The 13,887-nt window shown below is 43.9% G+C and carries 17 protein-coding genes, 1 pseudogene and 1 riboswitch; of the genes and pseudogenes, 16 read left to right on the top strand and 2 right to left on the bottom strand.

The features are described 5' to 3' along the window. The 11 genes from CVN76_RS24380 to CVN76_RS24330 form a co-directional block, all read left to right on the top strand. The coding region (locus tag CVN76_RS24380; RefSeq protein WP_157805785.1) for a FecCD family ABC transporter permease at window positions 1-491 on the top strand (491 nt) is incomplete at its 5' end. 15 nt (window positions 492-506) lie between these two features. Further along, complete coding sequence (locus tag CVN76_RS24375; protein ID WP_100533379.1) at window positions 507-1,298, top strand: ABC transporter ATP-binding protein; 792 nt, start codon at window positions 507-509, stop codon at window positions 1,296-1,298. Window positions 1,299-1,392: 94 nt separating this feature from the next. Next, window positions 1,393-2,382, top strand: coding sequence for a zinc-dependent alcohol dehydrogenase family protein (locus CVN76_RS24370; RefSeq protein ID WP_100533378.1), 990 nt, complete (start codon window positions 1,393-1,395; stop codon window positions 2,380-2,382). 137 nt (window positions 2,383-2,519) lie between these two features. Next, a complete protein-coding gene (locus CVN76_RS24365; protein WP_100533377.1) occupies window positions 2,520-3,830 on the top strand; it encodes an amidohydrolase family protein in 1,311 nt (436 codons plus the stop codon). Between the two features lie 340 nt (window positions 3,831-4,170). Continuing rightward, window positions 4,171-4,767, top strand: coding sequence for a GNAT family N-acetyltransferase (locus tag CVN76_RS24360; RefSeq protein WP_232732455.1), 597 nt, complete (start codon window positions 4,171-4,173; stop codon window positions 4,765-4,767). A gap of 131 nt (window positions 4,768-4,898) precedes the next feature. Continuing rightward, window positions 4,899-5,010, top strand: a riboswitch (SAM riboswitch). Window positions 5,011-5,167: 157 nt separating this feature from the next. Continuing rightward, window positions 5,168-6,190, top strand: coding sequence for a methionine ABC transporter ATP-binding protein (locus tag CVN76_RS24355; RefSeq protein ID WP_100533376.1), 1,023 nt, complete (start codon window positions 5,168-5,170; stop codon window positions 6,188-6,190). A 13-nt stretch (window positions 6,191-6,203) separates the two neighbouring features. Then, window positions 6,204-6,854: a methionine ABC transporter permease gene (locus CVN76_RS24350; protein ID WP_061141054.1), complete on the top strand. Its 651-nt coding sequence runs from the start codon at window positions 6,204-6,206 to the stop codon at window positions 6,852-6,854. Between the two features lie 21 nt (window positions 6,855-6,875). Next, window positions 6,876-7,748 carry a MetQ/NlpA family ABC transporter substrate-binding protein gene (locus CVN76_RS24345; protein ID WP_100533375.1) on the top strand — a complete coding sequence of 291 codons (873 nt, stop codon included), beginning with the start codon at window positions 6,876-6,878 and terminating at the stop codon, window positions 7,746-7,748. Window positions 7,749-7,825: 77 nt separating this feature from the next. Next, the gene (locus CVN76_RS24340; protein ID WP_100533374.1) at window positions 7,826-9,031 is read left to right on the top strand and encodes a M20 family metallopeptidase; all 1,206 of its coding nucleotides are present in this window, start codon (window positions 7,826-7,828) and stop codon (window positions 9,029-9,031) included. A gap of 210 nt (window positions 9,032-9,241) precedes the next feature. Beyond that, a complete protein-coding gene (locus tag CVN76_RS24335; protein ID WP_100533373.1) occupies window positions 9,242-9,460 on the top strand; it encodes a Fur-regulated basic protein FbpA in 219 nt (72 codons plus the stop codon). Between the two features lie 31 nt (window positions 9,461-9,491). After that, window positions 9,492-9,683, top strand: a complete 192-nt coding sequence (locus tag CVN76_RS24330) for a Fur-regulated basic protein FbpA (RefSeq protein WP_100533372.1) — start codon at window positions 9,492-9,494, stop codon at window positions 9,681-9,683. Here CVN76_RS24330 and CVN76_RS24325 read toward each other — a convergent pair. Next, the gene (locus CVN76_RS24325; protein WP_100533371.1) at window positions 9,680-10,279 is read right to left on the bottom strand and encodes a dienelactone hydrolase family protein; all 600 of its coding nucleotides are present in this window, start codon (window positions 10,277-10,279) and stop codon (window positions 9,680-9,682) included. The genes CVN76_RS24330 and CVN76_RS24325 overlap by 4 nt on opposite strands. Window positions 10,280-10,461: 182 nt before the next feature. Here CVN76_RS24325 and CVN76_RS24320 point away from each other — a divergent pair, with 182 nt between their 5' ends. The 3 genes from CVN76_RS24320 (at window position 10,462) to CVN76_RS24310 (ending at window position 12,034) form a co-directional block, all read left to right on the top strand. Next, complete coding sequence (locus CVN76_RS24320; RefSeq protein WP_100533370.1) at window positions 10,462-11,112, top strand: undecaprenyl-diphosphatase; 651 nt, start codon at window positions 10,462-10,464, stop codon at window positions 11,110-11,112. Window positions 11,113-11,186: 74 nt separating this feature from the next. Further along, window positions 11,187-11,612, top strand: a complete 426-nt coding sequence (fabZ, locus tag CVN76_RS24315) for a 3-hydroxyacyl-ACP dehydratase FabZ (protein ID WP_100533369.1) — start codon at window positions 11,187-11,189, stop codon at window positions 11,610-11,612. After that, entirely contained in the window at window positions 11,612-12,034 is a 423-nt protein-coding gene (locus CVN76_RS24310; RefSeq protein ID WP_100533368.1) for an NUDIX hydrolase, read from the top strand. The genes fabZ and CVN76_RS24310 overlap by 1 nt, the downstream gene beginning before the upstream one ends. 61 nt (window positions 12,035-12,095) lie before the next feature. Here CVN76_RS24310 and CVN76_RS24305 read toward each other — a convergent pair whose 3' ends face one another. Continuing rightward, the gene (locus tag CVN76_RS24305) at window positions 12,096-12,677 is read right to left on the bottom strand and encodes a TIGR00730 family Rossman fold protein (RefSeq protein ID WP_100533367.1); all 582 of its coding nucleotides are present in this window, start codon (window positions 12,675-12,677) and stop codon (window positions 12,096-12,098) included. 90 nt (window positions 12,678-12,767) lie between these two features. On the opposite strand from CVN76_RS24305, the pseudogene CVN76_RS32485 reads away from it, so the two are divergent. Both CVN76_RS32485 and CVN76_RS24295 read left to right on the top strand, forming a co-directional pair. Next, window positions 12,768-12,935: pseudogene (locus CVN76_RS32485) on the top strand (MazG nucleotide pyrophosphohydrolase domain-containing protein); the annotation flags it as partial. A 311-nt stretch (window positions 12,936-13,246) separates the two neighbouring features. Continuing rightward, window positions 13,247-13,822, top strand: a complete 576-nt coding sequence (locus tag CVN76_RS24295; RefSeq protein ID WP_198512639.1) for a TetR/AcrR family transcriptional regulator — start codon at window positions 13,247-13,249, stop codon at window positions 13,820-13,822. Window positions 13,823-13,887: the final 65 nt, after the last annotated feature.

Here is a 13,887-nt window from a genome sequence, read left to right as displayed (position 1 = left end):
TCAAATTCCCGGATGATGTAAATACGACACTGCTGTGGTTGACGGGCAGTTTATGGGGAAGAGGATGGGATCAAATATTCATATTGCTGCCATGCCTTATTCTTGTCCCGGTACTGATTGCCTTAACTTCTAAATTGGATGTGCTGAGTCTTGGCGACGATATTGCTACAGGTCTCGGTGAAAGATCAAAATCCCTGCGCTATATATTACTTGGTGTTTCAGTCATTTTAATTGGAGTATGTGTAGCTGCAGTTGGTTCCATCGGGTTCATTGGTTTGATTGCCCCCCATATTGCCCGTAGATTAGTAGGGTCAAAATTCAAGGTATTGCTTCCTGCATCAGCTCTCTTTGGTTCAATCTTTCTGCTCGTCGCCGATAGCCTAGGGAGGGGATTATTCCCGCCAATAGAAATACCCGCCGGAATTATCACCGCGGTGATTGGCGTGCCGTATTTTTTATATTTATTACGTCGTGAACGAAAAATAACATAAGGAAGGCTGGCGGTTATGACAACATTATCAGCAGAGCATCTTTCTCTCTCTTATGGATCGAATCGAATCATTGATGATATTGATTTAGACATCCCTGAAGGCAAAATAAGTATAATCATAGGATCCAATGGGTGCGGCAAATCCACCATCTTACGGTCCCTGGCTAGATTATTGATGCCTCAGGAAGGTACGATCTATTTAGATGGAAAATCGATCGCCCTTCAATCCTCCAAGGAAGTGGCAAGAAAATTGGCCATTCTGCCCCAAGGTCCGGAAGCTCCTGAAGATTTAACCGTTAAGGAACTGTGCCATTATGGCAGGCATCCGCATAAGGGGTTATTTTCCAGAAGGACTATGGAGGATGAGACCATTGTGGACCGGGCGTTATCAGCAACAAAAATGTCGGAGTTCGCTGATCGGACATTGAATGCCTTATCTGGGGGGCAAAGGCAAAGAGCGTGGATTTCAATGGCTTTAGTACAAGAAACGGATCTTTTACTATTGGATGAGCCAACAACGTATCTGGATCTGGCACACCAAATTGAAGTATTGGAATTATTGCGCGATCTAAATCAAACCTATGGACGCACGATTGTCATGGTTTTACATGATTTAAATCAAGCAGCACAGTATGCCGATCATCTTATTAGCATCGTGAAGGGGAAAATCTATAAAGAGGGACCTCCTGGAACGGTGTTTACGAAAGAAATGATCAAGGACGTCTTTAGACTGGAATGCTGCATTATCGAAAATCCTGTCGACCAAACGCCATTATGCATTCCAATTGGTTTATCACAAAATCTTTAAAACGTGTTGCACAATCAGGGGGATATCCATCTCCCTGATTTTTTTTCATCATGATAAAATAGATGGAACTTGATAGTGAAGGAGACTTACGATATTGGAAGCCACATGCGCAAAATTCTATGAGTTCGGGAATCCGCAAAACGTGATAAAAGTGGAACATACATCTATACAAAAACCTTTAAGTGGGGAAGTCCTCGTTCGGATGACCACCCGTCCGATTAACCCGTCTGACCTGCTGCCGATCAGAGGCGCCTATTCCCACCGAATTCCCTTGCCAGCGATCCCAGGATACGAAGGCGTCGGCATTGTGGAAGAGGTCGGTCCTTTTGGTTCGAAAGACCTCATCGGCAAACGCGTTCTGCCTTTGCGCGGCGAAGGGGCGTGGCAGGATTATGTCAGAACATCTGCGGATTTGGCCATCATCATTCCCGATTCGATCGAGGATCATGTTGCGGCGCAATTATATATAAATCCGCTTACGGCGTGGCTAACCTGCACAGAAGTGTTGGCGTTGAAGCCGGATGATGTATTGATCGTGAATGCCTGCGGATCTTCGATTGGCCGCATCTTCACCCAGCTATCGAAGATCCTTGGCTTCAAGCTGATTGCCGTAACGAGAAACGATACCTACACCGATGAACTGCTCAAACTCGGTGCCTATCTTGTAATCGACACGTCCAGGACAGCATTGACCGATGCCGTGATGGAATGGACGAATGGGCGCGGAGCGAATGCGGCCATCGATTCTGTGGGCGGCAATGCTGGCTCTGAGCTGGCTTTTTGTGTTCAGCCTAATGGCATTCTGCTGACGATCGGTCTTCTATCAGGTCAATCCGTCAATTGGGCGAAAATTTCTAAAGCGACAAAAGTTCATGTTCAGATGTTTCACCTAAGGCATTGGAACCAGCAGGCGTCCGTTCAAACCTGGCACGAAACGTTTAACCGTTTGCTCGGTTTCATTGATGATAAAAGCTTGAAGTTCATGCTGCCTCATTCCCACTATGACCTTCGGGATGTGCAGGAAGCCATTCGCGTCGCCGAAACTCCCGCCAGCAATAGAGGAAAGGTGTTTTTAAGCAGCTGATTAAATGGAATTAGCTTCCTAAGGTAAAAGGTAATCGCCCCTGATAATATGGAATTACTTGAATACCGGTAAGAGGCTAGGGTAGAATGCGGAATAGACACATGTTGAGCAATGATACGACTTTGGAGGAGATACGAATGAAAACGATATATATGAATGCTACTTTTTTTACCATGGATAAGGAAAATCAAATCTTTGAAAATGGCATGATGGTTGTACAGGATCAAACCATCTCCTCTATCGGTCCGCATTCAAAAGAGCAATTGAAGGATGCAGATCAAGTGATCGACCTTGGCGGGAAATGGGTGATGCCAGGCCTTGTGAATGCCCATTCACATATCGTGATGACGCTATTGCGCGGAATCGGCGATGATATGCTGCTCAAGCCATGGCTTGAAACGAAAATCTGGCCGATCGAGGCCCAGTTCACAACCGAAATTGCCTCAGTAAGCACACAGCTTGGCATCTTGGAAATGATGAAATCGGGCACGACGACCTTTTCGGATATGTTCAATCCAAATGGAATAGATGCAGGGGCTGTCATGGAAACGATAGGCGAAACAGGCATGCGCGGAGCCTTCTCCTACACGATTTTCAGCTTGGGTACCGAAGAAGACCAAAAAGCGAACCTCACCGGGGCTGAGCAGTTCTCGAAAGCGTATAAGAATTTTGCCGATGGCCGCCTGACCACCATGGTCGCACCGCATAGCCCGTATGCCTGTACGCCTGAAGCCATTTCCGAGAGTGCCCGGATCGCTAAGGAAAATGACTTGATGGTGCACATTCACGTATCGGAAACGGACTTTGAAATCCTCGACATCGAAAAGCGGTACGGATCCCGTCCTGTCGAACACCTTCGCCGTCTAGGACTGTTCGACCAGCCGACCGTGATGGCCCATGGTGTCGTTCTCAATGATGAAGAACGGTCGATATTAAAACAGCATGACGTCCGTGTTGCCCACAATCCAATCAGTAACCTAAAGCTCGGATCGGGGATTGCCGATGTTGTCAGCCTCCTGGATGCAGGCATTAAAGTGGGCGTGGCAACAGATGGCGTAGCTTCCAATAACAACTTCGATATGTTCGAGGAAATGAGGACGGCCGCTTTGCTGCAAAAAGGCATCTACAAGGACGCCACTAAATTTCCAGCCCAAACCGCACTGGCCATGGCCACCAGAATGGGCGCCGAAGCAATCGGCATGAGTCACACCGGATCACTCGAAGCAGGTAAAAAAGCAGACTTCATCACGATCTACCCTCACGACAAAGAACATCTGCAGCCGCTGAGCGAAGCTTACTCACACTTGCTCTATGCCGCACGAGGAAACGATGTCAGTGATGTATACATCGATGGCAAAATGGTCGTCAAAGACCGCGTCTCCCTCACCATCGACGAAGAAAAAGTAATTGCCGAAGCCAATCGCCTGCAAGGAACCCTTTCCAGGTAAAAAAAAGAAGCTGCGACTTGCAGCTTCTTTTTTTTATGGATGGAATGATGCAAAGGCGAATCGGACGAATTAATCGAGGTGTAGGACGAAATATTCGTATGTAGGCCGGAAAAAACGGGGTTTGGGTCGAAAAATTCGAATGTGGGACGAATTAAATGGGGTTTGGGACGAAATATTCGATTGACCGCAATAGTAGCCAGCTAATGTTAAACGATGAACTGGTTAAAAAATCTTTGCTAGTTTCGACAATTTAATTCATTTTATTATGGAATATGTTGTTAATGTGTAGTATACATGATTTTTACAGCATGCTTCATGTACATGTAAAGTGATGAAGGGAATGGAAAATGAAGCTTATTCTTTTAAAGAAGATTTGCAGCAGTTGGAGAAAAGTGTCCTCTTATTAAAACAAAAGAGTGCAAGAATGTGTCATGAAATTATCCCAACAAAACGAAAGCGGGTGATGAAGTTGATATTTAGAACCATAGATATCGATAAAGATAAGGATTTGATCGTTGCATTCAGGAAGGATTCGTATGTTGTAAGTTTTGGGTCTGAAGAGGGCTTTGGAGATGAGCGATCCTATTTGAATAGAATTAAAGAAAGGGTGCGCCAATTTCCGGATGGACAGGTGATCATTGAACGGGACCAGGAGCCGATCGGACAGATGGAGCTTCAGATTCGGGAGTATGAAGGCACTGAGATTGGCTATGTGAATCTGTTTTATCTTATTCCCGAATACCGGAGTAAGGGGCTTGGCAAGGACTTGGTCGGCTATGCAGAAACCTTTTTCAGGAGGTTCGGGGTATCCGAATATCAGTTAAGGGTGTCTCCGGATAATCAACGCGCGGTTCGTTTATATACGAAGTCAGGAATGGTGAAGCTAAGGGAAGAAAACGAAAAATATCTTGTATGGAGAATGAGGAAATCTTTATAATAAATTATATTGATATAATAAAAAAATAATAAATAAACTATCCTGTCAAAATTTTTCGAATGATGAAAATGGTGGTTGACTTTAGCGGGATTTGAAGATATAGTGAAGGACATAATTAAATATAACGTTATTTCTTATCAAGAGATGTGGAGGGACTTGGCCCTATGATACCTCGGCAGCGGGTTTTTACTTTTGTAAAAATACTGTGCTAATTCCAACGGACGAAAGTTTGAAAGATAAGAAGGAGCTTTTCTTAGATAATTAAATTAAGAGTTTACTCTTTTTTATTTCTAAAAGAGGCCTCTTCTGTCTGATGACGGAGGAGGCCTCTTTTGTTTATTCATGCAAAGCTCTTCTCTGATAATGAAATCGAAAAAACGAACAACTGGGGGGAGACAGGATGATTGAGTTTCAACATGTTAAAAAGGTTTACGAAACGAAGAAGCAGACCGTCGAAGCATTGAAAGGCATCGATTTGACAGTCGAAAAGGGGGATATATTCGGTGTAGTCGGTTATAGCGGGGCCGGGAAAAGTACGTTGATCAGGCTAGTCAACCTGCTGGAACATCCTTCAGAAGGTAGGGTAATCGTCGGCGGAAAGGAGCTCACTTCTTTGAGCCCGAAGGAATTACGGGCAGAAAAGAAGAAAATCGGGATGATCTTTCAGCATTTCAACTTACTAAACTCGAAGACCGTTTTTGATAATATTGCTGTGCCGCTGGTTTTATCGGGCACGCCAAGTAAAGAGATCAAAGAGCGGGTAAGCGAGCTGCTTGAGTTCGTCGGCTTATCGAGTAAAGCAAAGAGCTATCCGGAACAATTATCCGGCGGTCAAAAGCAGCGGATCGGGATTGCACGGGCATTGGCCACCAACCCATCGATCCTTTTATGTGATGAAGCGACATCCGCATTGGATCCGCAAACAACGAGTGCCGTGCTGCAGCTCTTGAAGAAAATTAATAAAGAATACAATATCACCATTCTGCTCATCACCCATGAAATGTCCGTGATCAGGGAAATTTGCAATAAGGTGGCAGTGATGGAGGGCGGCTTCGTGGTTGAACAAGGCTCAGTGTTCGAGGTGTTTGCCAAGCCCAAGACCGATATCGCCAAAAACTTCGTGAGAACGGTGATCCATGATGAGATTCCGCAAAGTTTCTTAAAAAGTATAGGGGCGCACATTCCGATTATTTGGAAAATTAATTTTATTGGGACTACTTCCGGTACCCCGCTGCTTTCTACGATCTCGAAGAAATATGATGTTCACTTAAGTGTTTTATCAGCCAATATTTCTGAAATTCAAGAAACGCCGTTTGGGAATTTGATCATCGAAGTGACGGGTGACAAGCAAGAGGTAGCCAAGGCTTATCAATATATTAAAGATGAGGGGATACTCGTCCAGGAGGTGCAGGTAAATGGGTAATACACTTTGGGGAATGGAAATAACGGCAGAGCAGCTGTCGACCGCTTTCGGCGACACTCTTTATATGGTAGCCCTCTCGTTGATTTTTTCAGGATTGATCGGGCTTCCGCTTGGCGTCTTGCTCGTCATAACAAGGAAGGGTCACATCATGGATAATAAATGGATCTTTAATGTATTGAATCCAATCATAAATATTGTGCGATCGGTTCCTTTCATCATCTTGCTTGTCGCAATCATTCCTTTTACTAGATGGATCGTAGGCACTGGAATCGGTTCGAATGCAGCGATTGTTCCGCTTGTTTTTTACGCCGCTCCTTATATTGCCCGGCTCGTCGAGAACTCCCTGTTGGAGGTGGACAAAGGAATCATCGAGGCAGCCCAGGCAATGGGGGCAACAACATGGCAGATCATCCATCGCTTTTTGATTCCTGAGGGACTTAGTTCGCTGATCCTAACCTTCACAACAGCGACAATCGGGCTTGTCGGAGCTACTGCGATGGCAGGGGCCGTTGGTGCTGGCGGGGTCGGAGATCTAGCTTTGGCTTACGGTTATCAAAGATTCGATACGATGACGATGGTCGTCACGGTAGCAGTTCTCGTGATCATCGTTCAATTACTGCAATCCACCGGGAACTTCGTTTCCAGAAAAATCAGAAGAAGATAAATATATCAGGAGGTAGGAGACATGAAGAAAATTTTAGTAACGATCATGGTATTGGCATTTGCGCTCGTGACGGCAGCTTGCGGAAACGAGAAGGGGGCATCAGGCAGTTCAGATGATGTGAAAACCGTGAAAGTCGGAGTCAACAGCGGGGATACGAGAACGTGGGAGTACATTGTCGAATTAGCCAAAAAGAAGAACCTGAATATCGAGCTGGTCACGTTTAATGATTATATCCAACCAAACCTTGCCTTGAGCGAGGGCGAAATCGATGCGAATTCATTCCAAACGGTCGCCTATTTCGATGAATTCATTCAAGATCAAAATTTGAAATTGGAGGCCATCGGGTCTACCGTCATTGCGCCAATGGGCCTTTATTCGAAAAAACATAAAAGTATAAAAGATATTCCAGATGGTGCCACTATTGCCGTTCCGAATGAAGCAACGAATTGGGGCCGCGGCTTACTCCTTTTACAGGAAGCGGGCTTGATTACATTGAAAGATGAATTCAATGGGTCGGGATCAGCGAATATCATTAAGGATAATCCGAAAAACTTGAAAATCAAACCTGTTGCTGCCGGAAGTACGCCACGTCTGCTGGATGATGCGGATGCTTCGACCATCAATAGTAACTTTGCCGTTGAAGCTGGACTTAACTTAAAAGATTCATTATTCCATGAAAGTAAAACGGCGAAACCGTATATCAATATCATTGCCGTCAAAAAGGGAGACGCCGATCGTCCTGAACTGCAAAAATTAGTCGAACTTTATCAGTCGAAAGAAGTGGAAGCGTTCATTAAAAAAACGTATAAAGGAAGCTCGATTCCGGCATATGTGACGGTCGATGAATTATTGAATTACCAAGATTCCTGGACAAAACCAGCTAATGAAAAATGATGTAAAGATCGAGAGAGCCGGATGCAATATAGGTAGCTATCCGGCCTTTTCATTAACAGAAAAGGGGAGATAGCAATATGGGAATTGAATTAGTGAAGTCGCCTCAGCAAATCATTGCCGATCACATCGATGAACATTCCAAATTATATGTAGAAACGAGTCAGGCAATCCATGCCAAACCGGAAATTGGCAATCAAGAGTTCTTCGCTTCGGATACGTTGACGAAATTGCTTCGAGCGGCAGGTTTTGAAGTGACCCGCGATATAGCTGGACACGAAACAGGATTCATCGCCAAAAAAACCTCTTCCAAGAAAGGGCCGACCATTGCCTTTTTAGCCGAATATGATGCACTGCCGGGGTTAGGTCATGCCTGCGGCCATAATATCATTGGTACGACGAGTGCGGCGGCAGGCATTTCGCTCGCTCAAGTGCTGGAGGAAACAGGCGGTGAGGTGATTGTGTTCGGAACGCCTGCCGAAGAGGGGGGGCCCAATGGCAGTGCAAAGGGCAGCTTTGTAAAGCACGGCCTGTTTGAAGAGGTGGATGCTGCAATCATTATCCATCCGGCCGGAAAAACGGGTGTGACAAGTCCATTTTTGGCTGTCGATCCTCTTGATTTTCACTTTTACGGAAAAGCGGCACACGCTGCGGCTGCACCGGAACAAGGCGTGAATGCACTCGATGGGGTAATCCAGTTGTTCAATGGCATTAATGCTTTGCGCCAGCAGCTTCCATCCGAAGTCAAGATTCACGGAATCATCACCAACGGCGGGGAAGCGCCTAACATCATTCCGGAATATGCTTCCGCGAGGTTCTATATCAGGGCGACAACATGGAAGTTATGCCAGGAAGTATCCGGAAAAGTCCGTGATATTGCAAAAGGTGCAGCACTTGCCACAGGAAGCACCGTCAAGGTCGAACGGTTCCAGAATGAAGTGCTCGATTTCATGATTAATCCGGTTCTGGATGAGGTGCTGAAGGAAGAATTGACAGAATTAGGAGAAGCGGTGGCTCCTAGAAAAGAAAGTGGTTTCGGTTCGACGGATGCAGGTAATGTTAGTCATGTGGTCCCGACGGCTCATCCTTATATCAAAATCGGGCCGGATGAGCTTATTGCCCATACGAATGAGTTCCGAGACTGCGCCAAATCCCCAGGAGGGGACCAAGCCATCCTTACTGGCGCAAAGGCACTTGCCCTTACTGGTTATCGATTGATTTCGGATAAAGACCTGTTGAATCAGGTAACGGCTGCATTTCAGGAAGCGAAGCAAAAGGCTGAATGAAATTTTGAAAACAAGAAAAAAAATTGTTGACTATGAAGCAAAGAGTTTGTAACATAAAAGACAACAATACTAAGTAAACTAATAAGAATTATAGGTTAATTGACCGGATAACCGGAGACTTTTTCTTTCGTATAAAGAGATGTCTCCGGTTTTTTTATGTAAGGTCAAGAGGAGTACGCAGTGGTGTTCATAATAAGGGAGGGTTTTATTATGGGGATGAGATTACGCAAAGCAGTTGAAACGAAACGGAACTTTCTAATCAATAAGTTGATTAACGAGGGGATTTATAAAAAGAACGACATCCATCTATTTGAATGGACCTTGACCGATTTAGAGGAGGAATATAGGAAATTAAGGAAAACAAAGCAGATTGAAGCCAGTCCAGAGGATCATCCCCCCTGTATGATCGAGCATTGGGCCATCCACTGAAACAAGCAAATAAAGAATAGGAGCGGGTGAAATGAAGAAGGATGCGAAAGAAAGACAACGGGAATTAATTTATAAACTTAGGATCCATCATCTTTATAAGAGTGAAGAGCAGCTTTTGAAGCTACCCTTACATGAATTGGAAATGGAATACAAACGGGTGCAATCGGACTGTCATCCCCACAGTGATTCGGGTTCGATCAACTGGATTCATGCAAAACGTTAACACTTCATGCTCCGCAAAAAATCATTCATGATGCTAAATGCCTTATCGGCTGATTCGGCATCATAGTTGGAAGAATAGGAGTCACTGAATCCGTGTTTTCCACTAAAAGTATGTATATCGATAGGCTTAGCTTTTAAAATTGAAATCAATTCGTCCACATCAAAAGATCGCTCTTCTTGGGCAAAGAATAGCAGTACAGGGCACTGTGGCACCAATTCGCTATAATTCCTGATACGAGAACCGTAAAATCCAACGATTCCATCGACACATTCTTCCTCACTGCACATCCAAGCCACAGTCGCACCTGCACTGAATCCAATGATGAAAGTTTGTTTGTAGGCATCCGCCATATCCGATAAGATCGTTTTTATTGTATGATGGGCACCAGTGAAACCTACCTGCTCCCGATAATGACGATAAGCTGCCTCTTCCTCGGAATAATCAAAAACTAGCTTTCGTTCCAATAAATTCGGACAAATGACATCGAAACGCTGTTCTGCCAATAAGTCACAAACATCATGCATATGCTGGTTCAATCCATAAATTTCATGCAGGACTATGATGACCGTATCGGAATTGTTCTGTATATGCAGCATGTTGCATCCCCCTTATACGTATGCTCCCATTATACATAATGAAAGGCTAGAAGTAGCTTAAAACAAGAATAACAATCACGTGACAATAATGTAAGATGGCAGCATAAACTGTTAGGTAAATCGATGGCGCCTAATCTCCTTTCTCTTTTACTATGAAAGAAAAGAAGAAAGGCGTGTCTGAAATGAGTCTTACAGAATCGAATGTTCATTTATTTCGAATGATAAATGATTTAGGGAAGCAACATGCATATGTGAATCCTGCAGCCATTTTCATTGCCGAGTATATGGTATTCATATTGGCATTGGCAGTCATCGTAATATGGTTCACTACAAATGAACGGGGCAGGATGATGGTTGTTTGTGGGATGGTTACGTTTGTAATAGCTGAAATGATGGGGAAACTCGCCGGGAGGTTGCATTCGAATAATCAGCCATTTGCCGAATTGACCCATGTTAATAAGTTAATTGAAAAAGCCGTGGATAACTCGTTTCCAAGTGACCGTACCATCCTGTTTTTCTCGTTTTGTGTATCCTTTTGGCTTTTTAACAGGGGATGGCAGGTGCTTTGGATCATGCTCGCCTCCCTTGTTGCCATTTCCCGTATTTGGGTAGGGGTTCACTTCCCTGCGGATGTTCTGGCAGGAGCTATAATCAGCACCATTTCAGCCTTGGTGGTTTACCTTGTTGTTCCTAAAATAAGCTTGATTCATAAATTATTAGGGGAGTATGAGAGGTATGAAGAAATGGTTCTATCCCCGTTAACTAAATCGAAGGAAAAAAATCAAAGGATTTGTAAGCGAAAACAGGGTTGCTCAGGCAGCCTTTTTTTATAATACAAAAATATCCATATGATGATACTGATGGTAAAATTAAGTGAAAGCAATCCATCGCAATGGGGGACTTAATATTGATCGATATCCAAGAAATCAAAGACATTATCAGGCATCGCTATCCATTTCTTTTAGTTGATAGAGTTTTGGAACTGGAAGAAGGAAAGAGGGCGGTGGCCATTAAAAACGTCACGGCAAATGAAGAGTTTTTTACTGGTCACTTTCCCGATTACCCAGTGATGCCAGGTGTGTTGATCGTGGAGGCATTAGCACAGGTAAGTGCTGTTGTTATGCTTACAAAAGAAGAAAATAAAGGAAGGATCGGGCTTTTGGCTGGGATCGATGGATGTCGTTTTAAAAGGCAAGTAAAACCAGGAGACCAATTACGTTTAGAAGTGGAGATTACTCGCTTGAAAGGTCCTATCGGTAAAGGAACAGGAAGGGCTATTGTCGAGGGGGAAACTGTTTGCGAGACAGAGCTCATTTTTGCTTTTGGTGATTGATGGTGATACCGATAAAAAAAGCTTACGGGTATGTGACAAGAATCAATAATGGAGAGACACAGGTATTGGTTTTCCGACATCCCATAGCTGAAGCGGGGATACAGATACCGAAGGGGACAGTGAAGTCTCAAGAAGATGCTTACCAAGCGGTGATTAGGGAAATAAAAGAAGAAACAGGTCTGGAAAATATTCGTGTCGAGGATTTAATTGCCGAGGATTTATGGGAGAACGCAGATGGCGCCGTCCATCATAGATCTTTTTATCAAATCCGTGTATCGGACGTTCCTGATGAATGGGATCATCAGCCAACGGGCGGCGGAGATGAAGCGGGTCTGACCTTTCATTTCTTCTGGATTTCATCCGAATATGAAGTGGAACTTATTAAAGGACATGGAGATTATTTAAACCTGATATTCACCTAACCCATCCGTTTATTACAAGCGGCCAAGATCATCATTGATCTTGGCCGCTTGTTCTTTATGATCAGGTTTGATTTTCGGTCATGAACGTTTTTACGGTTGGCGGCTCATATGTATTGAATTGATCAAGAAGTCCACTTGGTTCAACATCTACCAGCGCCATGGAACGGAATTTTTCATGCAGGAACTGTTCGTCGGACATATGATTGAATAAAGCGACTAAAGGATCATAATAGTGATTGGTATTTAACAGTCCGCAAGGTTTTTGATGAAGACCAAGCTGAGCCCAAGTGAAAATCTCGAAAAATTCTTCCAATGTTCCTGGCCCGCCTGGCAAGGCCATGAACCCATCTGAAAGCTCGGCCATTTTCGCTTTTCTTTCATGCATGGATTCCACGACGATCAGCTCGGTTAAGCTCTTATGTGCGATTTCTTTTTTTTCTAGAAAATCGGGCATTACGCCAATCACATTACCGCCTGCTTCCAGAACGGAATCTGCAACCGCCCCCATGATTCCGACACTTGAGCCCCCATAGACAAGGGTAATCTCACGTTTTGCCAGCTCCCTGCCCAGTTTTTTAGCCTCTTCAACATAGACAGCAGATGCACCTTTGCTCGATCCACAAAATACAGCAAGACTTTTCAAAATATCACATCTCCCATTTAGTAATCTTCCTTTCTTATCATACAAAATTCAAGGGGGTTTGTTAAACTTGAATGATTTAATGAAAGGTGGATGCATAGGAACGTCCCTGAATTTCAACATGGGGTAAAAGATTATTATGAAGCCCGATGATGGTCGGGATTGGACATCTTCATTCGCATTGGCTTTTTACCAGAAGAAACCGGGGAGGCAGCTCGAGCCATTCGCTCCCTTGAGATTGGTTGGGATAGACCCAATGAGAAGAAGTGTCCAGTTCCCATAAAAAGAAACGATCTGAACGCTATAATCATGCTGAGGGCATTCAATAGGTGAACAAAGGAGTAGAAGAATTGTGGCCTTCAGTTTTTCTTTTTTTGGTTAAAAAGAATTATATGTATATATTTTTTCTGAGATTATAGAAATAGAATAAGTCTTTTGTCCTTATTCGATCGAGCGGAATTCACAAATTTTGGGTACTACGCTCGATTGAGATTGGGTTTTATTGGGTATACACTAGCATGGATAGGAATGAACGTTCATTCCGCATTTTCTGGATGAAAGGCTGATTCAATATGATAACTGCAGCAAATAAACGAGACAGCATCGTGTCCAGCGCATTGGAACTATTCGCCGAAAGAGGATATGATGCGACGACGATCCCGATGATCGCCACGAAGGCAGGGGTCGGAGCGGGTACCATTTATCGTTACTTTGAAAATAAGGAAGTGCTGGGAAACAAGATTTTTCAAGGGTATGTCGATATTTTTACGGAGACAATCAAGAGCGGATTTCCACATGAGGATTCCATTCGTAATCAGTTTCATCACATTTTCAAGTCAATGGTTTATTTTACAAACGAGCAGGACCAAGCGCTTTATTTTATAAAAATCCATAGCGGGGCCCATTTCTTGAATGAGGAAAGCCACTCTAGTTTTCAATGTCTTCTGGATTTATTTAAAAACTTCTTTGATTTAGGTAAGGATCGAAAAGAAATCAAGCAGCTTCCATCTTCCGCCTTGATCGCCATCATATATGGAGCATTTCTTGAATTGCAGCGACTTGTCCGTATCGGGGAGTTGGTACCTGAAGCGAAACTTTTGGCAGATGTGGAAGAAAGCTTTTGGGATGCTGTCCGCCTGCATAGTTGAGATAGGTTCGATTTTTCAGCCATTAAACGGAATGAACGTTCATTCCGAAATATTAGTAAATAGAG

Source organism: Bacillus sp. mrc49, from assembly GCF_002803435.1.
The sequence above is the reverse complement of the archived record's forward strand: the minus strand, read 5'-3'. Positions and strand labels throughout refer to the sequence as shown.